17 protein-coding genes are annotated in these 24,001 nt (G+C 55.2%); 8 read left to right on the top strand and 9 right to left on the bottom strand.

Annotation, left to right across the window (positions count from 1 at the left end):
• The first annotated feature begins 576 nt into the window (after nt 1–576).
• Both SO139_RS39825 and SO139_RS39820 read left to right on the top strand, forming a co-directional pair.
• Entirely contained in the window at nt 577–1,344 is a 768-nt protein-coding gene (locus tag SO139_RS39825; protein WP_474799947.1) for a hypothetical protein, read from the top strand.
• Nucleotides 1,345–1,733: 389 nt separating this feature from the next.
• Nucleotides 1,734–2,651 (top strand): hypothetical protein, encoded by a 918-nt coding sequence (locus SO139_RS39820; RefSeq protein ID WP_474799948.1) that lies wholly within the window; start codon nt 1,734–1,736, stop codon nt 2,649–2,651.
• 655 nt (nt 2,652–3,306) lie between these two features.
• On the opposite strand, the gene SO139_RS39815 is transcribed toward SO139_RS39820, so the two are convergent.
• The 3 genes from SO139_RS39815 to SO139_RS39805 all read right to left on the bottom strand — a co-directional run bounded on the left by SO139_RS39815 (nt 3,307) and on the right by SO139_RS39805 (nt 6,783).
• Nucleotides 3,307–4,170 (bottom strand): hypothetical protein, encoded by an 864-nt coding sequence (locus tag SO139_RS39815; protein ID WP_498541756.1) that lies wholly within the window; start codon nt 4,168–4,170, stop codon nt 3,307–3,309.
• A gap of 135 nt (nt 4,171–4,305) precedes the next feature.
• Nucleotides 4,306–5,214 carry a glycosyltransferase family 2 protein gene (locus SO139_RS39810; RefSeq protein WP_474799952.1) on the bottom strand — a complete coding sequence of 303 codons (909 nt, stop codon included), beginning with the start codon at nt 5,212–5,214 and terminating at the stop codon, nt 4,306–4,308.
• A gap of 42 nt (nt 5,215–5,256) precedes the next feature.
• Nucleotides 5,257–6,783 carry a lipopolysaccharide biosynthesis protein gene (locus tag SO139_RS39805; protein ID WP_474799954.1) on the bottom strand — a complete coding sequence of 509 codons (1,527 nt, stop codon included), beginning with the start codon at nt 6,781–6,783 and terminating at the stop codon, nt 5,257–5,259.
• 669 nt (nt 6,784–7,452) lie between these two features.
• Here SO139_RS39805 and SO139_RS39800 point away from each other — a divergent pair.
• On the top strand, nt 7,453–8,598 hold the full coding sequence (locus tag SO139_RS39800; protein WP_474799956.1) for an acyltransferase family protein: 1,146 nt from the start codon (nt 7,453–7,455) through the stop codon (nt 8,596–8,598).
• 56 nt (nt 8,599–8,654) lie between these two features.
• On the opposite strand, the gene SO139_RS39795 is transcribed toward SO139_RS39800, so the two are convergent.
• On the bottom strand, nt 8,655–10,025 hold the full coding sequence (locus tag SO139_RS39795; RefSeq protein ID WP_474799958.1) for an O-antigen ligase family protein: 1,371 nt from the start codon (nt 10,023–10,025) through the stop codon (nt 8,655–8,657).
• Nucleotides 10,026–11,450: 1,425 nt separating this feature from the next.
• Between SO139_RS39795 and SO139_RS39790 the strand changes: the two genes are divergently transcribed.
• Nucleotides 11,451–12,344 (top strand): polysaccharide deacetylase family protein, encoded by an 894-nt coding sequence (locus SO139_RS39790; protein WP_474799982.1) that lies wholly within the window; start codon nt 11,451–11,453, stop codon nt 12,342–12,344.
• Nucleotides 12,345–12,464: 120 nt separating this feature from the next.
• On the opposite strand, the gene SO139_RS39785 is transcribed toward SO139_RS39790, so the two are convergent.
• The gene (locus tag SO139_RS39785) at nt 12,465–13,490 is read right to left on the bottom strand and encodes a lipid II:glycine glycyltransferase FemX (RefSeq protein WP_474799960.1); all 1,026 of its coding nucleotides are present in this window, start codon (nt 13,488–13,490) and stop codon (nt 12,465–12,467) included.
• Nucleotides 13,487–14,347 (bottom strand): glycosyltransferase family 2 protein, encoded by an 861-nt coding sequence (locus SO139_RS39780; protein ID WP_474799962.1) that lies wholly within the window; start codon nt 14,345–14,347, stop codon nt 13,487–13,489. Before SO139_RS39780 ends, SO139_RS39785 begins: the two co-directional genes overlap by 4 nt.
• Nucleotides 14,348–14,614: 267 nt before the next feature.
• On the opposite strand from SO139_RS39780, the gene SO139_RS39775 reads away from it, so the two are divergent.
• Both SO139_RS39775 and SO139_RS39770 read left to right on the top strand, forming a co-directional pair.
• Nucleotides 14,615–16,027, top strand: a complete 1,413-nt coding sequence (locus SO139_RS39775; protein WP_474799964.1) for a nucleotide sugar dehydrogenase — start codon at nt 14,615–14,617, stop codon at nt 16,025–16,027.
• Between the two features lie 24 nt (nt 16,028–16,051).
• On the top strand, nt 16,052–17,389 hold the full coding sequence (locus SO139_RS39770) for a glycosyltransferase family 4 protein (protein ID WP_474799966.1): 1,338 nt from the start codon (nt 16,052–16,054) through the stop codon (nt 17,387–17,389).
• Between the two features lie 252 nt (nt 17,390–17,641).
• Here SO139_RS39770 and SO139_RS39765 read toward each other — a convergent pair whose 3' ends face one another.
• The 3 genes from SO139_RS39765 to SO139_RS39755 form a co-directional block, all read right to left on the bottom strand.
• Nucleotides 17,642–18,550 (bottom strand): DUF6492 family protein, encoded by a 909-nt coding sequence (locus SO139_RS39765; protein ID WP_474799968.1) that lies wholly within the window; start codon nt 18,548–18,550, stop codon nt 17,642–17,644.
• A 115-nt stretch (nt 18,551–18,665) separates the two neighbouring features.
• Nucleotides 18,666–19,649 carry a glycosyltransferase family 2 protein gene (locus tag SO139_RS39760; protein WP_474799984.1) on the bottom strand — a complete coding sequence of 328 codons (984 nt, stop codon included), beginning with the start codon at nt 19,647–19,649 and terminating at the stop codon, nt 18,666–18,668.
• Nucleotides 19,650–20,137: 488 nt separating this feature from the next.
• Entirely contained in the window at nt 20,138–21,781 is a 1,644-nt protein-coding gene (locus SO139_RS39755; RefSeq protein WP_474799970.1) for a hypothetical protein, read from the bottom strand.
• A 648-nt stretch (nt 21,782–22,429) separates the two neighbouring features.
• Between SO139_RS39755 and SO139_RS39750 the strand changes: the two genes are divergently transcribed.
• Nucleotides 22,430–23,044 (top strand): class I SAM-dependent methyltransferase, encoded by a 615-nt coding sequence (locus SO139_RS39750; RefSeq protein WP_474799972.1) that lies wholly within the window; start codon nt 22,430–22,432, stop codon nt 23,042–23,044.
• Nucleotides 23,045–23,498: 454 nt separating this feature from the next.
• Nucleotides 23,499–23,738, top strand: a complete 240-nt coding sequence (locus SO139_RS39745) for a hypothetical protein (RefSeq protein ID WP_474799974.1) — start codon at nt 23,499–23,501, stop codon at nt 23,736–23,738.
• Nucleotides 23,739–24,001: the final 263 nt, after the last annotated feature.

Here is a 24,001-nt window from a genome sequence, read left to right as displayed (position 1 = left end):
GATATCGTCGGAAACGTTCGAGTCGAAGAAAACGGTGTTATTCATGAGGCGCGTCTCCTCGATTGCCGATTTAATAGATCCCGATGGAGGTGGTATAAATCAATGTTTAAATAAATCAATATTTAAATTAGTCTTGTTGAAAATTATGTTAACCTCAGTCGCGCATGCAAGGGGTCTTTGGGTCAGTCAGACAGATTGATGTTGTTCTTATTGAGTATTTTCCGGTCGGGTGAGCTCGATCTTTGGCTGGAATAGCGGCGCCTCGTGGTGCTGGGTAACGGCACGGACATCACAATTGATGTTGTCATGGAATAATAAATATAATAGGGCTATATTAAATGATCAATTTGTTGCAAGGCACACACCATGTCATCTGCAGATAAGCGTCCGTTGCGCCCAGGCGATGTTGTTGAGGTCCGGTCCGCGGCGGAGATTCTCGCGACGTTGGACAGTGATGCCGCTCTTGAGAAACTGCCGTTCATGCCTGAGATGGCCCGTTATGCGGGACGACGCTTCACGGTAACTCGACGTGTGGACAGGATTTGTGACACGATCGCGTCAACCGGAAGCCGTCGCATGTCCGACACGGTCTATCTCGACAGTCCCCGCTGCGACGGGGCAGGTCACGATGGCTGCCAGGCCGGCTGCTTGTTTTATTGGAAGGACGCTTGGCTTCGTCGCGTTGATGAAAAGTCAGGTGTAGTCGATGAGAGCCATGAGGCCGCCGCCAAGCTTGATCGTCTCACGCAGGCGGGAACGCGTACAGTGCGCGAGATCGAAGGCCAGCGATCCGAGGTGTGGCGCTGTCAGGCAACCGATGCCTTCAAAGCCACCACGGAGCTGAAAAAGTCTTATCTTCCACAGTACTGGCGTGAATTGACGAACGGCAATTTTGGCTCTCTGCATTTCGTCCGCCTTTTAGTGCGGGGGCTTATCTTGGAGCTTGCACGTCGTGTTGGCCTGCTCCGGCCGCTACCGTTGCGAGGCCCAGGAAATTGTACCAAAGGGGGAGCGTCAAGTGATCTCCAGCCCGGTGATCTCGTGCAAGTGCGGTCGCCAACCGAGATTGCGGCCACACTTGACGAGAGTGGTCTGAATCTCGGGCTTTCCTTCGACCGTGAGATGCTTCCCTATTGCGGCCGAACGTTTCGCATTAGGGACAAGGTGCGACGTATTGTGGATGACAAGACTGGTCGCATGCTCAAGATCAAGGACTGCCTCATCCTTGAGGGCGCCGTCTGTTCTGGCGAGCGCACCCCCGGCTGTTGGTTCTGCCCACGTCAGATCTATCCCTTTTGGCGCGAGGCATGGGTCCGCCGAGTCGCGGAGTCAAATCGCCGGTGAATGCAGAGCGACCTGTTTTGGATGTCGGTTTCTGAATGTTCGATGCCGCACGTCCGATGGTCGAAGTGCTCACCTGCAATGGCTCAACTGCGCGTCCGAGAGATCCGCTGAAACCGGGAGGGCATACAACTCGCGATACATGCGCCCCGGTGAGGTCTTTAGTCCCGCGCAGGATCGAGGCGCCGCCTGGACGCGGCTTGATCGATTTGGGTACGCGCGCGCGATTTACAAGCCGCTCGTCCGTACGAATGATCAGTCCACGGAGAGCTAGTTCTGTGGTGAATGGCCAGTCAGTCCGTTCGGAGGAAATGAGAACGCGTTGACTGGACCCGCCGGTATCGTAGATCCGATCATATTTCGCGACGTTCTCGAACGCGTGCCCGAACGCCATGGACAAAATCAATAGACGCGTGCTGACGACTGGTCTCCTCTCCGGCGCGATGTCCGTTGTCACGGCTGGCATAGCACAATCTCCCGTGCCAGCCCCTGCTACGCAGTTTTCCGGCTTTCCCGATGAAACTAATACGGGACCGGTCGCTCAAACGATATTTCAGGACCACATGGGCAATTACGAGGTCCGCACAGACAACGCTGTGGTCAGCGGGCTGCGTGTGACCGGGGCGATTGTGGTCCACGCCAATAACGTTACGGTCCAGAATTGCATCGTCAACGGCTCCGGCCAGCTTTGGTGCGTTGGTGTGCCAGGCGAGCTCGGCAACAAGGATCTCAAGGTTCTGAATTGCAGGCTCTATGGCGTGCCGGTTAAGGATAACCGCGACGCTTCCCTCTTGCTGGATGGTGTATACAATGCCATCGAAGTCGGGTTCTGCGAAATCTATGGCTGCGAAAACGGAGTCGACGGCGGCGGCTCACTCTACATGCACGATAACTACATCCACGACTTTGCCGATTGGGGCGAAGATCACGACGACGGCCTGCAAACGTATGGCTGGGATCATACGGGCGGCCTCCGAGTGATCCATAACACCATTGTCGGCATCGAGACGGGCGGCGCCTTCTCGCCTACTCACTGGCAAGGGGCTAGCTCATGCCTCGCCTTGTCCGAAGGCCAATACGACATGACCATTGACGGCAATCTCTTCTTCGGTGGCAGTTATACCATATATGGCCCGTCACAGCACGGCGCGTCTCCGGTCAACGTCCACGTCACCAACAATCGCTTCTCGAGACGCTATTATCCGAGGTGTGGAGCATATGGAACGCACTCCGGCTTCAACCGCAAGGCGCCGGGTTTCCTATGGTCCGGCAACGTTTGGCATGAGACTGGAGCGGTCATACCGCCGTGATGTTCGTGGCGTGTGGCAAAAGACCGCGCGAAGGTCCGGTTGGATTTCCGCGGCCCGGCACCGCACATTGTAAGCCCGACGATAAAACAAGCTTTCCTCGTCGTGGCCCCGCTGGCTTTTGCTGCAGTTCGAAAATCTCTGATGGGAGCTGCGGCGGGGTATCTCCTCTCGCGGCCTTATAGCCATTGACCATCCCGCCATGCCGACAATCCGTGCGGTCCCGCGGCATCTGCACCTGACGGCCTCGGACGCGTTCGTCGACATCGGGTGCGGCAAGAGCTGGGTGAGCTACCAGGCAAAGCAGCTGATCGGGATGATCTGTCCGTGCCGTCGTGCCGGGAGGCCCGGGCCAACCTGCAACGGCTGCGCGGCCACGCGCTCCGATTGTGATGGATAAGATACTGCGCAGGACTTTAAGTAGGATGCGAACTCGGATCAAAGAAACTCTCACAACCCTTAAAGATCATCTCTCTCTCTCGGAAGGATAGCCACGTTTCTTTGATGTTGGTCGACAGTGACAAACGGCGAAGGACTCCGGATCCGCTTTGAAAGCGCCAATGCTCGCAACTCTTGCGGTCATTATGGTATTGTCGCGTTCGGGCACGCCATAGTAGTCGCATCGTGGCAAAGTGCAAAAGGCGACGACGTGTTTCGGTCAATCTTGCGACATTGCCATATAGCGGACGGTCTTTGGCGACGTTGCATGGCCCGTGGTGGGGTAACGATAGTAGGAACCGTTTCTGTAAAGGACTTCAATATTGGTTGGGACGTCTGCGAACCGCGGCATATGTGCTGTCTTCACGAAAAATGCATTCACTCCGTTGTCGTTGCAGCCAACTAGTGCATAGCCTGCCGGTGAAAATATTCTTACCCAACTTTGAAGGGAGACGCCAAAATAATCGTCACCTTGCGAACGATGGTCTTTATCGTATGGCATTTCAAATTCAACTCCCGGAGGAAATTTTGCGTTGTATTCGACGATGAATACATCGGGTGCGAGGCCTAGAGCGAGAAGCGCTCTCAGGATGTGTCCGTCATTTCCATCCAAGTCGACCACGGCTACGCGGATGTCCGGTAAACTTTTGCGCAGTGCCGCAAGACCTTCGTCTACCAACGCGGCAACGTTATCCTTTGTGATCCAGCGCTGCAAGAACACGAGACGCGCGCCATCTATAGGCAGTTGAAACGCAAGGTCCTCTCCACCGATCCAAATACCGCGCCATCCCAGTGCAAGCAAAATAATCGTGTTGTTTTCTGTCCCGTCACCTACACCTAATTCAAGAAAGGTTGAGCGTTGGGTGATATCAATTCGACGCAGAATCTCCAGTAAGATTCCGTCTTCGTCATTTTGGGAAAAGTGTCGCCGTCCATAAGCCAGAAGCGGATTAGCGATGATTGAATTTTGTTGCGGCAAATTTGCTCTGCGCAATTCGCCGATTATCGGCCTCACGATAGAGTCGACTAGGCGGTTGACAAGTTTATGCGCTCTTCCGATCAGCCGGTCCTTAATGCGCTTCATCTATAAACTCTCTGCTGAGGTTGGATCAAAATTCCAGTGGCCCGTTTCCCTCGGTCTGGCTCACGGCATCAATGATTGTGGCAGGAAGTCTTGAAAAAACTCACCAAACGTCTTTCATTTAATTGTGCTGGACTTTCAGTAAAGTGGCAGCAATTGTCGGAATATTCGATGTCGCCCCTGGGAGATTCCTGAGCGCGCCAGGCGGATCTGCTCTTTGATCCAGAAGCGCCGAAGCGCCGATTTGCAACGTCGCAGCTGCGCATCGGAGAGATCCGCTGCAACGGCGAGGGCATACAATTCGCGGTACAGGCGGCGTGGGGAGGTCCTCAGCTGTTCTGCCAGTACGGGGTCGAGACGGCGCCTGAAGGCCGCTTGATCGACGCTACGGGGATATTCGCGTGTGCGGTTTGCAAGCCGCTCCTGCACGTGGATGACAGGGCCAAGGAGCGCGAGTTCGGCGCTAATCAACCAGTCGGTCCGCTCCGAGGGATGGGGAAAGGGAGTTCGAATGAGGCAATCCCGGCGATAGACGCCATACACCGGATCGTATTTCGCGTCTCCGGCGTGGAAGAACCACAACATGCGCTCGAAACGCTGAGCCGGATCCGGCGAGTCCGGGACCTCGCCCCGATACTCTTCGTATCGGGGCGGCCGGCCAGGCGTGTGTATCGTGAACCACGTGGTTACACCGGTCGCGTCGGGGCGGCTCTCAAGCGCACGAACGCAAGTGGAAAGGCAACTCGGTTCGAGCCAATCATCGGCACTGATCCAGCGGAAGAAGGTCCCTCGGGAAAGGTCGAGGGCACGCCGCATGTTCTCGTGCAAACCGATGTTGGTCTGATTAACGTTGATCCTAAGACGCGGATCGGCGCACGCGTATTCCTCGAGCATTCGCGTCGTTCCGTCATCCGAGGCGTTATCGCTGATGACGAGTTCAAAATCAGTAAAGTCCTGAGACAGGATCGATTCGATGCAGCGTCCGACGGAGTGTCGGCCATTACGTACAGCGAGCCCGACCGAAAACTTGGGAGAGTTCGTGGTCACCGGAGTTCCTATGGAGTCACAATACTGGCGGAATGAGGCGCGCTACGTGCATAGATGTTTGTTCGTTGTTTCGGAGTCCATGAAACCAGCCTCAGTTGGAGTCTTGGCCGAAGGAGTAGAGCCTTTCAATCCCCTCAGAAGGTCGAAATAGAGCGTCTTTTGCCCCAAGGCGAACAAGAAGATCACAAGATAAAATATGACCATGACAACGCTTGCCGTCAGAAGCCGCAAGAGCGGCGACTGCAAGTAGCCTAGATTCATCATATAGAATTCAATGCCAAGGGCAAAGGCGGCGGCCACGATGCTCGCAAGGAACGGCCGGCATGTCGCTAGTAACACGTCCCAAGGGGAAACCACTGTATTGTGCAGCGACCAGAAAACATGCGGCACCAGCCACACGGTCATCGCAGCCGAAAAGGCGAGCGCGACGCCATTGGGACCATAAGGCAGTCCAATCAGATATGCGGTCATGACGAGTGGAGCGATGACAAAGGCAATTCTTAAACTTCGTACCTGCAGCCCAACGGATTGGATGAGCCAGCCTGTAGGATTGATAACGCCGAGCACGAAGATGGTCGGAGTCAACAAGCGAAACATCGTTGTCGCATCCGTCCACTTCGGTCCAAGAGCAACAACGACTATGTCGTCTGCAAAAAAGGCTCCGAAAACGGAAACAGGCACGGTTAACGAGGAGACAAGGGAGTAGCCCTTCAGAAAGTAATTCCTGAGACGTACTGGGTCATCGTGGAGCCGCGATATTGCGGAAAACACGACACCACCGACTGCCGTATGGAGATTGCTGGTTGGTACATTGATGAGTTGGTACGCTCTTCCATAGAGTCCGAGCGCATCGGCGCCCCAGAAGCGGCCCAAAAGCAGTTTGTCAAGATTATAAGCGAAATACATCACCAGGTTGTTCAGAGTGATTGTGCCACCAAAGCGTAGCATCTGGTAGATCCCAGCGTTGCGGCGCGGCATGCCCGGCATCCAGCCAGTGCTCGCCCACATCAAGGCGGTATTGATGGCCGGCGCGGCAATCGTTGAAACGACGAGAGCCCAATACCCGAATGCACCGAACGCCATGATTAATCCGAGCGCGAAGCTTGCCAGTAGGGAAAGTGTTTCAGCTATGGCAAGGGCGACGTAACGCAATTGGCGTTGGAGCAGCGCAGAATGCTGCACTCCGCCCGCGCTGAACACAAAGCCCACACTTAGGGTCACGGTAACCCAGAAAAGCCGGGGTTCGTGATAGAAGGAAACGAGAACCGGAGCTGTCGCTGAGCACAGAAGACAGAGTACCGTCCCAACAAGGATATTGATCCAAAACAGTGTCGAAATCTGTTCGCCGGTGATGCTGGCCTTTTGGATCGTGGCCGACGAAAGGCCGGCTGTCCTAAAGATTTCGAAAAACCCCGTTAAGATGGTCGCCATAGCCACCAATCCGAACTCCTCCGGATCCAGCAATCGCGCCATAATCATCATGAAGCTGAGGCGAAGGACCAGATTTGCTGCTTGGCCGCAGAGCCTGGCCAAGCCACCGCGAACTGCTCGTTCCTTGAGATCTTTCATTTCTCTCCTCGGAGAGATCCAACATTGGGCAACTGCACTAGGGCGGTACGAATCGTCATTGTCCTGTCTCTCAGTTCGCGGTCATGCTCGAACTGATGCAAACCAAGAAATCGGCAAGCACGGCGATCCAACTTCATGCGAACTCGTTCGGCTCGGCTTCACGGCGGCCCCTCTCGGTCGCCCCGCGCAGCACATTCGCAGGCGGCAGGCGCACCGTGGATTTCCGCTATAATGGTCGAGACCGATCCAATTATCTAGCGTGTGATATTTAAATTTATTTGATATCTCGGTATATTACCATTTCGATGATGGCAGGAAAAAACCGGCTTTCAAAGCCGGGATCGTTGTATGGCACTGAAACATCTTCGCAAATTCCGATCGAGGAGACCGTCCCTCAATCGGCGGGAAAACGATCGGGCCCCTCACTAGTTAATATCCTTGTCTCGCGGGGGAGGCGCGTATTAATATGTTTAATATTAATATCGTTACTTGTCTATTTTGCCGGCCGCCGGCCTTCGAGGAACTCTGCTCGGTCTGGGATCCGAACGGCCCATTTGAGAAGTTCGAAATGGCCTCGACTTCGGCAAGCCCTCAGCGCAGGGCAACTGACATTGAAATGGCAGGGTGCGCTCCCGCGCCGATCATCGACCTAGTAGAAGAGGTGCGCGCTTGACCATCGAGGACAGATTGGTTCTGACCTCTTTCAGAGGGCCTGGTTTCGATCACGTGCGGCTTGTCGCGGCAATTATCGTGCTCCTCCATCACTGCCGCGGGCTTCAATATCCCGATGTCCGAGACGATCCTCTATTGCATTATAGCGCGGGGTACATGGATTTCGGCCGCTTCGCTGTGGTCATCTTTTTCGCCATCAGCGGCTTCCTGGTGACTCCCGGCTTGCTGCGCACGGCGAGCGTTGTGTACTACGCACTGCATCGGAGCCTTCGGATATTTCCTGGTCTGATCGTCAACGTCGTACTGACGATGCTGGTACTTGGTCCAATCCTCACAACGCATTCTCTGACGTCCTACTTCAGAGATCCTCAGACGTACCTCTACGCCAAGAACATCTTGACCCTGATGGTGAACTATTTGCCCGGCGTGGTCGCGAGCGACGGAACCCCGGCGAGCATCAATGGCGCGCTTTGGACCCTGCATTTCGAAGTTCTCTGCTATATGCTCCTGGGCCTCTTCGGTGTCCTTGGCCTGTTGAAACGACGCAGGCTCGTTTTGGTGTTTTGGTGCGCGTCCTATGCAATCTCCATCGCGATCGCGCTCAGTCCGTCATTCGCCGCCGCCTTAGGCGGCCGTTTTCCGATCTTCGTGAGCCTATTCGTCTATTTCGGATGCGGCGTCGTGCTATACCTGTTTCGCGCGCGCATTCCGTTCTCCCCCGTGTTGGCGTGTACCACGTTGGTCGTACTCGTCGGGGCATTGCCCCTCGGCGGAGGACCCTTCGTCATGCCAATCTGCCTGCCGTACCTGATGATGTTTTGCGGACTTTCCGCTCTGCCCGGGAAGGTCTCGCTAAAACATGACCTTTCCTATGGCGTGTATTTGATTCATGCACCGGTCCTGCTTGCGTTCAGTCTAACATTTCCGAATATGCATACATGGTGGATTGGCGCTGCGGTTGTCTTCCTCGTCACCCTAGTCCTGGCCTACGCCTCTTGGATCTTTGTCGAGGGCCCGGTGTTGAGCAAGAAGAAGACGGTGTCGAAGTGGGCTGAGCGCTGCATCGAATCGCTTAAGCCACTTCTCGGATCGCGTACTCCGACCCGGACGGCTGCTGAGAGAATTGGAAAACTGCAAAGCTAAACGTCAGCGTTCCATGCGCTTTTTCGACGACCAAGGTACATGTGTAAGTTGTCGAACTATTCAGCCAGTACCCCGTAACGTACGTTCCGTGCGGGCAAACGCAAGCCGGCTCTCTCCTTGGCCTCTGCGTCGAGCACCCAGGCGCCGCTCCCCATTAGAAATAGAAAAGCAACATATGCGGTGTCCCAGAAATGGACGGTCCAACCGACCAGGTAAATCCCGGTCATGGCGATCAGAAAAGCCGTTCGATATGCTGTCATCTTCCCATCGAGACCCTTCTTGAAACCTACGGTAAGGAAGATCAACAAAATGGCCAGATGCAGGAGAACTGGCGCCGGCAAGCCGGAGCGCATTGCCAAGACGAGCCAAAAATTGTCAATGCTTGGCCCCATCCAATTGGGGCGTTCCCAATCGCTCAGGCCAATGCCGAAAACGGGATGATCTAGGGCTACCGCCGACCCGTAGTCCCATATCAGCAGCCGAAAATAATATGACTGAGGATCAAATGTGAGATACCCGGAGACAATTGACGGCAAGGATCGGTTGGCCACAACTTCAATCAAAGTGGTGGCTACGGCCAAAAGGCCGATCAGAATTTTCCATCGGGCCTTAACGCCCTTTAGCAGCGAGTTCCATACCAGCAGGAGCCCCTGGGCGACAATGGCCATTAAGGGTCCGGCGGACAACGACATGCTCGCAGTAGCCGCTACGGCCGCAGTCATGAGGTAGCGCTGAAGGGAGCTCGTCTTGTAGCCGAGAACCAAGTAAACCGGGGCAAGCACGCTGGCCGCAAACACGCCAAAAAGAATTGGATGATCAAAAACCGACTGAACGCGAGTTAACCCAGATCGTTGCTCCGGACTAAACAAGGGCGTTGGGCAGATCATCGCAAACAATTCGCGCAAAATGTTGTGCCCAGAAACAAGCTCGATAATGGCGAACGGCATTAGGACGAGCACGAGCCTGAACAGGAGCTGGACCATGTTGTAGAAGTCGTCCGCGTCACGGATGAAGCAGCGCGCCAAAAGATAGGGTCCGATGGTTTCGATCCACTCAATTCCGAACGTTTGGCTGGACGGTTCTATTCCATTAACAACGATTAAGCCGAGGACACGCCAGAAGGAGAACAACAGCACTGCGACGTCGAAAATCCTTATACCTACTCTCCCGCCGACAAATTTGCTCAAGCAAGGCAAAATCATCACGAGAAGGACGATACGATAGAGCGACAGTCGCAGTGACCCGATATAAATTTGGCACGGCCAGAGGAGGCCAAGAAAGAACAGAAGTACGGGCAAGCTTAATTTTTTCCGTCCGGCCGGATACGAGCCGACTTGTTCTTGCTCGTTGTGTAAGGGGCTGACGACCTGAAAAGCGGGGACGTGACGACGCCGGAGTTTACCGGAAGCTATTGAATATCTGGGCATCTGATCGGCTCCGATAGACAGTCCCACGGGGACTATAGTGTCCGCCTGTTGGGAACGCCGGGGCGTCGAGTCAGCAGGGATCTGGTGGCGTCATCGGCATTGCTTGTTAATGTTGGCGCGCAGATCCCGTCGAACGCGGTATATCCGCAGGCACCAATGCGATTACTCGTGATCCTGATGTTGGTCATCGGATTTGACCACGTCCATCATGGCGTACGGCGTAGCCACCGCGGGTGGAGCGATTGTCGTGCAGCCAGACATCGCCTACCGGACCTTCATTATATCCGATCGTAAACGAGGGGGTGGTGGTAGTGTGACAGGTAGCGGTATTGTGCTTCACGACGTCCCCTTGGGCGCAAAACGCCATTCCAGGTCATGGCATTGAGGCGCATGTTTCTCACGGTCACATTGAGGCACTGATGTTGAGATAGCCTTCAACGTGCAATCCGCTGATTGCGGCTCCTGGCGGTGACTTCGGCGAATATTATCGCATTTAATAATTATTCTTCAATGCATTTTAAATGGCATGCCATTTAATGATGGAGAGTCGTGAGTCAAGGTGAGTGCAGGTTCGCTTCAGTTGTTAAATAGGAAAATATTTCAATGGGTTGGGAGGGGCTTGAGGAAATGTAACGTGTTCTCTCGAGGTTACCCATCTGTCGCATTTGTGGATTTAACGTTGGCTGTTCCGGCGCCGGCGCCGCCGAGAGGGCCTCACCAAAACAGCTTGTTCACGATTCAGTCGAACCTCTTCTATCGAGGAGTTCAGCCCCCGGCTGCGCGGCCGAGGTACGCGTATGCAGCGTGCGTGAGCGCTATGCTGGACACTTTCGTGCAGTTCCAGTCGCCCCGGCTTTTTTCCGATCGCCGTTTGGTTGCAGGGTAGGCCGCGTGAGGGGAAGCAGCTGGCAACATTCTGCGGGTCTTGCCTACATCGACCGTCCAGCTATCGTCGGGTGGAGGAGCGCGTCCGATGGACCGAACACGCACAATCCAACCGAAGGCGGCGGTTATGGTCTTCCGGTCGAACCAAGCGCGATCATGGCCGAGTACAAGTCCATGAGGGCAGCAGACAGCACGCGATCTGTTTTCTGCGGTCTTGGGCAAGGCATCGCGTATGACGGTGGGAACTCCGTCCGACGCCGCACAATTGAGACACTCAAATGACTGTGGTCGCCGGGGGCGACCGCGCTTTCTTGCCGCGTCGCTTTATCGATTTATCTGAGATAAGCTGGATTTAAAATATTTAACAGGATATGAGCTAAAGGCTCGGGCAAAGCATTCAGGCAAGATGAGAAACGCAGACGAGCTTTCCGGCGGCCGCGACCCAAGGCACCGGGATTTTGCAGGCAAGTGGCTGGCCCAAAGAGGCGGCCCGCGCGAGCACGCGAAATGCTTGGCGCATGTAGTGAGTAGCTGCGCGTGATGATGAAAAACATCTCCATTTGGGCAAGCACCAAGCGGATTGCCAAGCTAGCCATTAGCCTGCTCTACTACATCGCAGGAAGATCTTCGCGATTTGTACTTCAATTGATGGGCCGTTCACCGGATCGCAGCCTGATTATCCTGTACTATCATGGGATACCACACCAGTACCGAGCCAATTTCGCGCGCCAAATGGAGTCGATCCGGCGCAGAGCACAGGTATTGCCGGCGTCTTATCGTGGAAACTTGCCGAGCGGCAAGCCGAACGTCGCAATTACGTTTGACGACGCTTACGTCAGCGTAGCTGAGCACGCCTTGCCGGAGCTTCGCGCTCGCGGATTTCATTCTACGATTTTTGTTCCCGTGGGGGCCTTGGGTAGTCGTCCAACGTGGCCCGTCGAACCCGGTAGCCTTGATGCCGATGAGACGGTGATGTCCGCGGACCAGATAACACCACTGCTTTCCTCGCTCGTAACGCTTGGATCTCACACCAGCACGCATCCGCGTCTCTCCCGAATAGATGCGCGTCTTGCCAAGGACGAAATCGAAGGCTCACGCCTGAAACTTCAGGAGTTGATAGCACAGCAAGTTCGGCTACTGGCCTTTCCATATGGAGATCATGACGCCTCAACAATCGAATTGTGCAAGGCCGCGGGTTACGACTATGTTTTCAGCGTGGTACCTAATCCTGTCGACACGACGAGTTCCGGCTTTGTCAGGGGGCGCGTGAAAGTCGATCCCTTCGATTGGCCGCTGGAATTCTTTCTAAAGTATCACGGAGCCTATGCCTGGTTCTCGCAGGTGTCTTTACTCAAGCAGAAGCTGAGCGATCGGCGTCGAGAGGTTCGGCGCCATCTTACGGACACCCAGGCCAAATCGGCCCATTTTTTGTAGTGCAATTGTGATGTAGCTCACGGTCGGACCGAAGACGAACCTCGGGTGACGAGGGGCGAAATAAGACGGTAGCTCACCGCCGTTTCATGCAAATCTTTGCGGGTTTTAGGGCTAACTAAACTAACCCAGCAACCGGTCGCGCGCGGCCTCCAAGAAGTTCAACACGCCACTTTGCAAACTACCGGGGCTGCACTCGTAGGGGCCGACGTCAGTGACGGCACGACCGTTCAATCCCTGTTTGAACCGAAAAACGCCTGGATTCCGCTGCTGATCGATACCACCCAGATCGTAGTAGCAGTTGCCGGTTCTTTGCGCGTGTTCGATCACGGTCCAGTGCAGGAGGTATGAGGCGCGCAGATCGCGTCCCTTGGAATTAGCCGCACCGAGCAGGTAGATGGCCGTGTCGCCCACGAAGCTGCCGAGGTGCCCCGCAACAAGTTCCCCCTGATGCCAGGCAAGGTGCAAAACGAGTTTCTGATCCGCTGGGAGCTCGTGCTGAACGTTCTTGAAGAAGCGCACGTCCTGGTTCGTCTTGAAGTCCTTCTGCTTGGTGAGTTCGAGGAATATGCGCTCGAACTGGTCAAAGTCATCCGGCTCGAACGACCGAGTTACCCGAATGTCCGCCTTCTCGGCTTTGGCCAGGTTGCGACGCCAATGGAGATCGGCATCCTTTCGTATGCTGGCAAGCGGTCTCGCCAGATCGAGAATGAAGGTTCCTCGAGAGCTCTGCCGCGTGCAATGCCGGAACCCGCTGGCCTCCAGCGTCGTCATCTGGATCTCCTGGAATCGGCCACCGACGAGCGCCGGGACGACGCGTAGAACCAACCGCCGACGCTCGACGTACTCCCGACGCAGTGCCTCGACACAGCGCCCGAACTTTTCGGCTGAGAAGCTGCTGTCGCTCCTGATGATGGGAGCATGGCTCAAATAGCCAATTCCGAAGGGCGTCAGCGGAACGGTCTTGACGCGAACGTCAGCGAGGCCGACCAGAGTCTGATCCTCGAACAATCCGTTCAGTTCAGAACTCGCGCCGACTCGGCGCGCCGCGGCAGCGGCATAGCCGCTGAGTTGGCGATAGGAAGTATCACGAAACGTGGGCGTCAGCACATCCCACGTTTCCTTCGACAGTCGCTTGACGGTGATCATTTGGACGAAGCTGCCGTTTGCGCGAGGCGAGAACTATTGTCCCGGTCCCAGACAGAAGCTCTAGCCCAGCAACGAATACTAGCCCTGCATCGGGCTAGCATATTGACAAGGCAATAAATCAACAATCCGGACCACATGCGAGGTTCCTTGAACAATGCGACGACCGTCCGATGATTTGCTTCGCCTTTATTTGCGTGGAGCTCGGAAAAATTGCGAGAGAGCTCGAATATCCCGGCATAGGCACGAGTTCTGACCGTAATCAACTGTGAGATCGTGCGTGGGGGAAATACCGTGGACTGAGCGGAGGGGAGGGTCTCTCGCTCTTTCGGTGTGAACTGAAGCCGAACGTAAATGTCATCGGCAATGAGGTCTGGAAATCCGGTAAAACGCTTGCGTCCTTCCTCGGACAAAGCATAGACGCCGGACCCACCGATTCCCTCGCGGGACGAGGGCAGTCTGGATCGAATGCCATAGTATTTGCGCACTGGCCAAGAGCAGCCGGTTAGATCGATCTCGGGCGTTGGTGCCACGGCCAACACGTCGCCCCGCGCGAGGCGGCTTGCCAAAACCCGAATGGTATCGAGACTGATGACGATATCGGCGTCAACGTAAATACGCGGGAAGGCGCGAGCGATCTGATCGCCGAGGTTTAGGGCGTGAGTCTTACTCGCGACCTCGGTCTCGATAACACGTGCCGTTGGACTGAAGCGCCGCGCGATGTCCGCCGTGTTATCGGTGCACCCATTGCAAACGACGACCACGTCCATCTCGTCTGAACCCGAGTTGCTAACCCATGCACCTAACGTTCGCGCTATTACCGAGCTCTCGTTGTGTGCGGGAACGACAATCGAAATCATGGTTTCCTCAAGCACAGTCCGAACAACGGGAGCAACTGCTCGAACGCCCGCGCGAAGGCAGACCACAGCCGCAGGTCTGGCGCCGCCCGCATCGCCGCAGGAGCAGTACGCTTCTTATCCGCCAGAAGGGCGGATTCTGATAAACATAAGTCTTTCTACTTTGGCGCATTAAATACCTATTGTTTATCCTTGGTTTTAAATTATAATCCATTTAAACGATCATAATTTAAATTGCAATAATTTTGCACGTCGTCGGAGGCATTCAATATGGAAGGCTTAACCTACAGCCAGGTCAAGACGGCGCAGGACATCGCAGGCTTTGTCGATCCTCAGGAAAATATTCTCTCAGATAGTTCAGCCAAGCTCAAAATCAGCGTCTTCGGCATCGGCTATGTCGGGACAGTGTCTGCAGCCTGCCTTGCACGCGACGGGCATGAAGTGGTGGCCGTTGATGTCAACCAGGAGAAGGTCGACATCCTGAACGAAGGTCTGTCGCCAATCGTCGAGCCATGGCTCAGTGAAAACATCGATGCCGTTGTCCGCATTGGTCGATTGAAGGCAACGACCGACCCTTTGGCGGCCGTCCTGTCAACCGACGTCTCGTTGATCTGCGTCGGAACCCCTTCGCAAGAGAATGGCTCACTCGAAACGGCGTTCGTGAGCCGGGTGGCGCAGCAGATTGGGGAGAGTCTCCGCAAGAGCACGAACTTTCATTCGGTTGTGATGCGCTCGACGATGTTGCCGGGCACGATGGAAGAATTGATCATACCCATGCTGGAGCGCTCATCGGGCAAGCAAGCTGGTCGAGATTTTGGAATTGCCTATTTTCCCGAATTCCTGCGAGAAGGAACAGCCATAGGTGACTATGATAATCCGGGAGCGATCGTGTTCGGCGTCGAAGATGACCCGCAAACGCTTCGGCGGCTCATGGATATCCATGAAAAATTTTCTGTAGCCCCCCAAGTCATGTCAATTCGCGCCGCCGAGGCGGTCAAGTATGCAAACAATGCCTGGCATGCGACGAAGATCAGCTTTGCAAACGAGTTGGGACTGCTTTGCAAAGCGATGGGCGTCGACAGCCACGAAGTAATGCAGGCTCTGGTTAGCGATACGAAACTCAATATCTCGCCGGCGTACCTCAAACCCGGATTCGCTTTCGGCGGCTCTTGCTTGCCCAAGGACGTCAGCGCTTTGCGCCATGCCGGAAAAATGGTCGACATTGACACGCCCTTACTTGATGCCGTTCTGCAAGCGAACGAGAACCAGATTCGAAGCGCCTTTCGACTTGTCGCCGCGACCGGAAAGCGGCGTATCGGTCTCGTCGGCCTGAGCTTCAAGCCGGACACGGACGATCTGCGTTACAGCCCAATGCTGGAGGTTGCAGAAAGATTGATCGGACGCGGCTATGAACTCGCGATCTATGATTCGAACATTCGTTTGTCGCGACTCACAGGGGTCAACAGAGATGAGTTGATCAGGCGCCTGCCGCATATTGCCTGCCTGCTGCGAGAGACAATGACCGAACTCGCCGACTTTGCTGAGGTTCTAGTGGTAGGAAACCGCGAGGAGTTTCAGAAGAATTCGTCGCCTTTGATCGGTCACGAGAAAATAATCATCGATCTTGTGCGCATCAGGCCGGACGGGCAGACCGGAATCAATTATCGCGGCATTTGTTGGTAAATCGCTGGTCTGGCGATCATGACAATGGCATCCAGTGTTGACGACACGCGTAGCCTCCGGCCGCGGAGGATTCTGATCATTGTTGAAAATCTTCCGGTGCCATTCGATCGTCGTGTCTGGGCGGAGGCGCAATCGCTGCGCAGGTCCGGCTACGAGGTGTCAGTGATTTGTCCTCGTGGTCCGCTCGCGGAGACTCCCTTCGAACTGATCGACGGGATCGAAATCCATCGCCATCCGTTGCCGGTCCAGGCCAAGGGCAAGCTCGCCTATCTCGCCGAATACAGCAGCGCGCTATTCTGGGAGTTTGCCTATTCGCTCAAGGTGTTCGCGCGGAATGGTTTTGATGTGATTCACGCCTGCAATCCGCCGGATCTTATTTTCCTGATCGGGGCCTTCTATAAGTATCTGTTCGGCAAGAAGTTTGTGTTCGATCATCACGATCTGAACCCAGAGTTGTTCGAAGCAAAATTCGGACATCGCGGGCTGATTTGGAAAGCGCTGGTTCTTCTCGAACGAGCGACGTTCAGGGTAGCTGACATCTCCATCGCCACCAATTTGTCCTATGCCCGCGTCGCTGTCCAGCGCGGCAAAATGAGGCCAGATCGCGTGTTTGTCGTTCGGTCCGGACCGAACCTCGCGCGGGTGCGCGAATTGCCTCCCGACAACGCCTGGCGCAATGGCCGGTCGCATCTCGTCGGCTATGTCGGCGTCATCGGGGAACAGGAAGGCATCGACCTCCTGCTTGAGGCGATCAAGCACATAACGTCCACGAGACAACGAAGGGATGTCCAGTTCGTCATTATGGGTGCGGGACCAAACCTGGAGTCGCTAAAGCAGGTTTGTGCGCAGATGGGCATTTCAGAATTTGTGACTTTCACCGGCAGGGTGGACGACACGACCTTGTTCACGGTGCTTTCGACCGCGGACGTCTGCGTCAACCCGGATCGCCCCAATGCGATGAACGACATGTCTACGATGAACAAGATCATGGAGTACATGGCGCTAGGCAAGCCAATCGTGCAGTTCGATCTATCGGAGGGGCGAGTGTCGGCGCAATCGGCCTCTCTTTACGCCCGTAATACTGATACGATCGACTTTGGAAACAAGATCCTAGAACTCATTGATGATCCAGATCGTCGTCGAGAGATGGGTATGCACGGACGCCGGCGCACGCGCGACGAGCTATCGTGGGAGCATGAAGAGCCGAAACTGATTGCTGCCTACGAGGCGCTTTTCAAACGAGGCTGCAAGACCGGGGCTTTCGTGGCTGGAGCCGGTCGTCTGGGTGCGGCAATTGGCAGCGACGTCCAGCCCCGAGTGTGCGCGGGCGCCTCCGAATGCGCTCAGGATCACGAGCCGTAGATACGCTCTCCAGCGAGTGCTCTATCGATAGGGTGCAGATTGGTCGGCCCGCGTTTGTTGACGGAGTAGTAAACGCCCGATGCTCCGAAGGCTGCGCACCGAACCGCCAACGGGGGCGTGACTCTCGCAGAGATCATGACAGCAACATCGGTAGGTTTGGCGCGTTGGTAAAACTAGTGGCGTCCGGCCTGCTCAGCGAGCCCTCATTCCAGTAGGCCAAGCAAAGCGCCCCTCGCTCAAGGCCTGGATCGACTATCCTTGCACGTTCGGCAGGAGGACCGCTTCTGATGGATCAACCCAGGTTCGGTGTCCGGCGAAGGCGGCGCGCCGAACCGCTAGCGGGGTGCGGGACTTCGCTGATATCATGACAGCAATATCGGTAGATTTGGCGCGTTGGATGAAATCTATGGCGCCCTGCCTGCTCAGCGGGCCCTCATTCCAGTAGGCCAAGCAAAGGGGGTCCTCGGAAGCGAACGAGTTGGCGAGCGCACCCAGCGCTTCGTCCACGAACACGCCGTAGAGCGTCCACTCGGAGAAATGGAGTTGCCCGGCGATAGCGGTGGCCCATGGGCGACCTGTCACAGTCGCTATTCTTCCGAGCATTTGGCGAACGATCGCCGGATCCCAAGCTAGGAGTGACGAGATGTAGTCGGCATGCGGCGGCGGAGCTGGCTTCAGCCCGAGCAGCGCGCGGGCGACTTGGTGCCAAATCACGTGCTTGGGCAGTCTTTGGTCGATCTCGTTCGGCTTTCTATAAAAGCGAACTGTTTTATTGTGGATGAACGTCTCTACACTGAACGGCCGGATGAGTTCAATGTCGGAATCAACGAGCAGTACCACGTCATCCTCACTTGCGGCGACGGCGGCTAGCTTGACTACTTGTTGAAGGATCCAGCCACGGACCGGCGGGATCGGCCGTCGCAAATTGACCGTGAACTTGGTCAAAGGCATGGGTACAAATGAACTGGGCAGGAAGTCGGCTTCGCAGCGGATGTGCGTGCGGGGGCCGGCGAGACGTCGGAAGAGCGAGATGTCCGATCTAGGCACAATGATGTGATGGTGGACTGATTCAGGCGCGTACTCGAGAATCGACCGGTGCAGATCTTTGCACAACTCGAAATCGGGTGCGAAGCTGGGTGTAATTACGGACATACGCTTCATGACCATTCTCCTGGCGGCCCGCATCACCTGTGTCTATTCGATTCCAAATGTAAGTTAGTCGGCCTAAGAATTGGTCATTCGTTGGTCAAGGAAATCGCCTGCGCAAAAAAGATTGCTAATGTCGCTCACTTTCAAGTGCGGACGTTGATGGTTCCATTTGCTGGATCTCCGAAGCGGACGAACCGCCGCGACGATCCGAGGAGACCGTTGGTACTCGGTACTCAGATGGCAATGTCCAGGGCATCAGTGCTACTCGCACGGCGGCCCTGTGTCCGCTCGGTCCATGAAGGGCACGGATGCCTTGCCCTAGAATGACACTTAGCCAAAATAGAGCCGTCGATAACGCACCGTGGCGCCTGCGGTGGTACCGAATTCGATTGGCTGACAACAGGGCCGAAAGCCGGGGATTTTCGCTGTACTCTCCTCCAATGTGGATCGCTTTCGCCTCTGGCACGTACACCACGGAAAATCCACACTCCCGCACCCTTCGCATGTAGTCGACTTCTTCCATGTACAGAAAGAACGACTCGTCCCAATCGCCGACGATCCGACGTGCCTCCGCCGAAACCGCAAGAATCGCTCCAGTTGCCCAATCGATCGGGCCTTCCCGATCGTACACCGCAGGATCGCCGACCATCTCACCTGTGCCAATCCGGGCAGCCAATGTTCCGCCTAGAATGGCGTCCGTCCATGCGGTCACAACGGAGGGCTCTCGGCGAATTGACCAGCAAGTCGTTCCATTCTCCGCCAAATTTCGCGGCACCACTACACCAACGGCTGAGTCCATCAGCCGATCAACTAGCAACCTCGCTACGCCGGGGGTGAGACGGACGTCCGGATTGAGAATTAACAAATTTGCATCGGGGCCAACGCTGGCGGTTCCTGCATTGATGGCCGCGGCATAGCCGGCGTTTCGGCCCATTCTGATTACTCTCGGTCGGACCGGATGAGCGGTTGCGATGTCGACACAACCATCACGTGAGTCGTTATCGACGATGATTGTTTCGAACTGTTTCACCCCCTCCAGTCCGGCCGGCAAGGAATCCAGCAGGCCTGGTAGAACACGCGCACTGTTGTAGGTCACAATGATGATTGACAGTCGAGATTCAGTGTTGGGCCTGTCATCAGCTAACCGCTGTGAACGTGCGCCGCGCCCTTCAAAATTCGCGTTTCCTTCCTCGCTGGACGGCTGCTGCCGGCCACTGCTCCTTCGGGTATCGATGGTCTTACCTCCGCGTCCCAGCTTCGTAAAATAACTAGATTTAATGTATCTCATTTAATCTAAAACACAATTAAATAGACCTGCAAGTGATTTTTGGAGGGCGCTGAGGTCAGCCTCTAGATTGCGGGGCAGTGCTTGCCGGGGCTGAATCGCGGCGCCGATTTTCTGCCAACACGTCTGTGAGGCTCTCACCGTCCTCCAGGGCTCTGGAGTGCAATCCTCATTCGTTGCCTTTGCGGCGGTCCCTATCGCGGTCGTCAATCCTAGTTCCGCCACCTCCCGAAGCCGAAAGGCTCGAAGATATCTTTCGCGGCGTGATCCCGGGGCCGCCCTAATCGCAAGGGCAGCCTCATCGAATGTGCCAGCTAGGGAACTGTGGGCTTGCCCAGGTTCGCTTGCAAAACATTTAATATAGCCGCGTCGCCGGTATAACCCCTCGACCGTACGGTGTGGGAATCGAAAACCATAACTCCCTCAGATTCAGCATGCGAATAGGAAATATACCCTCCCCCCTGGTTGGCCGCCGGAGAAAGTTTAAAGAGCATATCCTTCGTGCCGATCAAAAACCGGTTGATGATATCGTCCATGCGTTTTTCGCCATCAGACGCGGTTATCGTGAGTAGAGTCTGTAGGCTCGATGAATTTAAACCTCCAAACATTTGCATAGCTGCGCGCGCGTTGAGGAGCGAATACCAGGAATCCCAAGAGTAGCCCGCGGAGCTGCGTTGGCCTTCTGCATCGACGGAGTCGAATTCGAACAGCATTCCTTGCGCGCCTGCATTCGGTAGGAGATCACAATTGCGCACGATCCTGGCCGCACCACCGATTCCCGCGCCGCCGTTCAAACCGCATGCCACGGTTTTCGAGAACGTTCGGTCCGCAATGTAGCCGAAGAGTTGAAGGAGATCGCGCTCAGTGATCCCGTGGAACGAGTAGATGTGGCCGTTCACAATCTGTCTCAGGCCGGCCTGAATAACCGCCCCCGACGGCCGATGGGGATTTGTGTATGTCCACAGCAGATTGGTCATACCGTATTGCCTCAGTTTAGCGATAAAAACCGCGTCGTCGTAGGCCGCAAGTTTCGCTTCGAACTGATCGGCGCCCCAGTACAGCGTGGTCATGATGATCATCCCGATCATTCCGTTTTGAATATTCGGGTTGTAATCGCGATCATTGGGATCGCCGGCCATGTCATCCACGATGTTGGCGTGGACCACGTCCTTCGTCGTCAGCACGGAGCTATACATCGACGCTTCCATGTTGATGCTTATCAAAGTTTTTTCAGTCGCTGTCAGCTGATTCCAAATGCGCGGCGTGTTCTTCGCCAAGAGGAACATCATCGCTCCGCCCATTTGCTTTTGATCTTGGTAGCCGCCGGTCGCCGTCGGCCCCCGGCTCGGCGCCAGAACATACCGAATTTGCTGCAGGAGTGCGGCGTCAGTTCTAGTGTCGCCACAGAAGGAGTTTATCGCCTTCATCACTTCGGCGTTGTTAAACACGTGTTGGTGCGCTCCTCCTGAGAGGTTGGGGTCGTACCACACCTTTTCTGCACCGAGGGCGTACTTTACAGCGGCTTCTGAGAGACAGAAGGACGCCGTGGCTATGGGTATCGGCGTGCCCTGCGTGTTGTTGGCCTCGATCGAAATATTCGTCGCTGACGTTTTGGCCGCACTACCGGATTGGGCCGAGAGAATGTGTGTGGCGTCGGCCAAATTGGCAGTCTCGTGAGAGGCCTCATAAGGTCCGTTTAGATTGTCGGCATCAAGAGTCGTGCCCTCCACATGAAACGGCACACCCGCCGCGCCGCTAAACTCCGAAGCATTGGTCGTATCCGAAACGTTCGTGCCATTGGCGGGTGAGACGAGAGCGACAGGGTGGACAACAGTTTCCGCTACGGCAGGCGTGGTCGCTAGGTAGCCAAAATCAACCGGAGCCGGGGTGAGGCTCTTGGCACAACTCAAATGCACGAAACAAAGCATCGATAAAAACACGACGCCTTTAGCGGCCATGAATCGGTTTCCCACTCAAGCAGGTTTAGCCGTGAACTTCGGGACTATCCGCCTCTACGATCATGTCGAAATGAGTATCTTTGTAGAAAATCCTGAAGAAGCAACACTGGCGTTCTGTGTTGATTGACTGTCGCTCCAGAGCGGAGGCCTTCAAGTGGGTGACGCAATAGCAAGAGGTACCAATTCGACCCGTGCCCGGTTTGGGGTCGCGTCAATCACCTCGTTTTACAAATTCGCTTGTCTATCGATTCGCTTTTCGTCGATATGCAGGTCTGCAGCAAGCCAGCCCACGGGTCGGTTGAGAAGGCCGGTTCGAAGATGCAGTCCACGAAAACGCAGTGGACGAACCTCGGTCGTCCGCCCTTCAGAACAAAGCGACATTCGCGAAACAACTCTTCACGGAATTCGTGATCGACGGCGAACTCAAACGTTACGTTATCTATCTCTTTGCTCAACACACACCTCAGAATCGACAATTAAATATAATATGCGCGGAATCATTTTGATTGATGTTACGACACTTTAATCCAAATTTAAAGCCTTTCGATTTGACTATTTTATTTAATATATGAAAATGACCGAGCGAGGTCATTGAGCCGCGTGGATCCAGCCAGCGTTCCGTTACAGATCGCCGAGCGGAGGGATTTCATGTTGGGCGCCGGAAACCAAATCTTTGAGCGTCTCAATAATTTCCGTTGGGAAGCTCAACTCAATATATCAACGAGAGGAATTGCCGAGGTCGACAAGCCCGATGCCGTGCACTATGCCACAATCCACTATTCAGCGGTTTACAGGGTTCTTCGTCATCTTTCGCTGCAGCCTTCGGATACCTTCGTCGATGTAGGTTGCGGCAAGGGAAGGATATTGTGTTGTGCGGCGCGGCGCCCATGCAGGAAGGTGGTGGGAATCGATTATTGCGAGGATTTTTGCAAGGAAGCGCAGACAAATGCGGCACGAATGCGCGGACGCAGGGTGCCCGTCCTTGTGCATAATGGCGCCGCCGAGGAGTTTGATTACACCGAAGCGACTGCTTTGTACTTCTTCTGTCCCTTCGGCGCCTCGACGCTGGCCGCCGTGCTTCAAAAGATGGACCACGACAGTCAGCACCGTCGCATTCGGTTGGCATTTGTGAACTGCAACGAGGAGCAGGGCAAGGTGTTTGGCGGGCAGCCTTGGCTCGAACTATACGACTATTGGCAAGCCGCGGGCCGGGGCGAGCATTCGGTGCATTTCTACAGGCGGACAGGAGCAGAGATCGACTGAAGATCCGGGCGAGCAATGAGAAACGAATGCGGCCGTCCTCTCGATAAGATGGTCCACACCCGATGACCAAGCTCACTATCATTGACAGTCGCATTGCAAAGGGGGGCCTGCGGGCTCACTGCTTTGGACGGAATTTATGCGCCAAACGATCGTAGGCCATGTTTCCGGAGCTCCACTGGAGGCAACGGACGCCGCGCATGGATTTGTGTGGCGATTTAAAAATTAAACAAAAAATATAATTAAAATATGCTTGGGCGGCCGCTCTTTGGCCTTTACGGCATGTTGCCGAAAAATCTTAAGGTAACGCGTAAGTGCCCGCCCGACGCTGTCAAAATATCGTTCGTTTGCTGCTGCCAAACGGACGGATCGTGCGGGACCTCATCGCCAAGCTGCACCCGATGAAACTGGAGTACGATTTGATCCGAGGGGCGACCACGGGGATGGCGGCTATCTGGTGCCTGATGATCTTGCCGGCATGGTCGCCCGCTTCTCGCCCGGCGTCGATAATTGCGCCTCGCTTGTGAAGCTGGCCTTATTGAAGAGGCATTCCCTGCTTTCTGGCCGATGGTTCCGTAAACGCAGCTCCCGGGATTCCGAGATGGTTCAGTTTGCGAAGAAGTTCCTCGGTGCAGTTAACAACGAGACGACAATTACGCTGGATGATTGGGGTAGATCCAGCAAGTTGGAAAATTAACGGCGACTTGCTTCCACAATTGGATATCGAGGGCGCGGAGTGGTCCATTTTGCTCAATGTTTCGCGCGAAACTCTTCGTCGCTTCCGTATCATTGTGATCGAGTTTCATGATCTCGCGCGATTGATGGATACGCACACATTCCTACTTATTGCGGCAGTCTTTCACCGACTGCAGCAGGACTTTTATAGTAATCCTCCGCTGGGGGCCGCCTTGTCAGGTGGACCGTTGTGTTGAGAACTGTCCTTATGGACAGGCATACTCA

The organism is Bradyrhizobium sp. UFLA05-89 (genome assembly GCF_059803475.1).
This window is presented reverse-complemented; position numbering and strand designations above follow the sequence as displayed.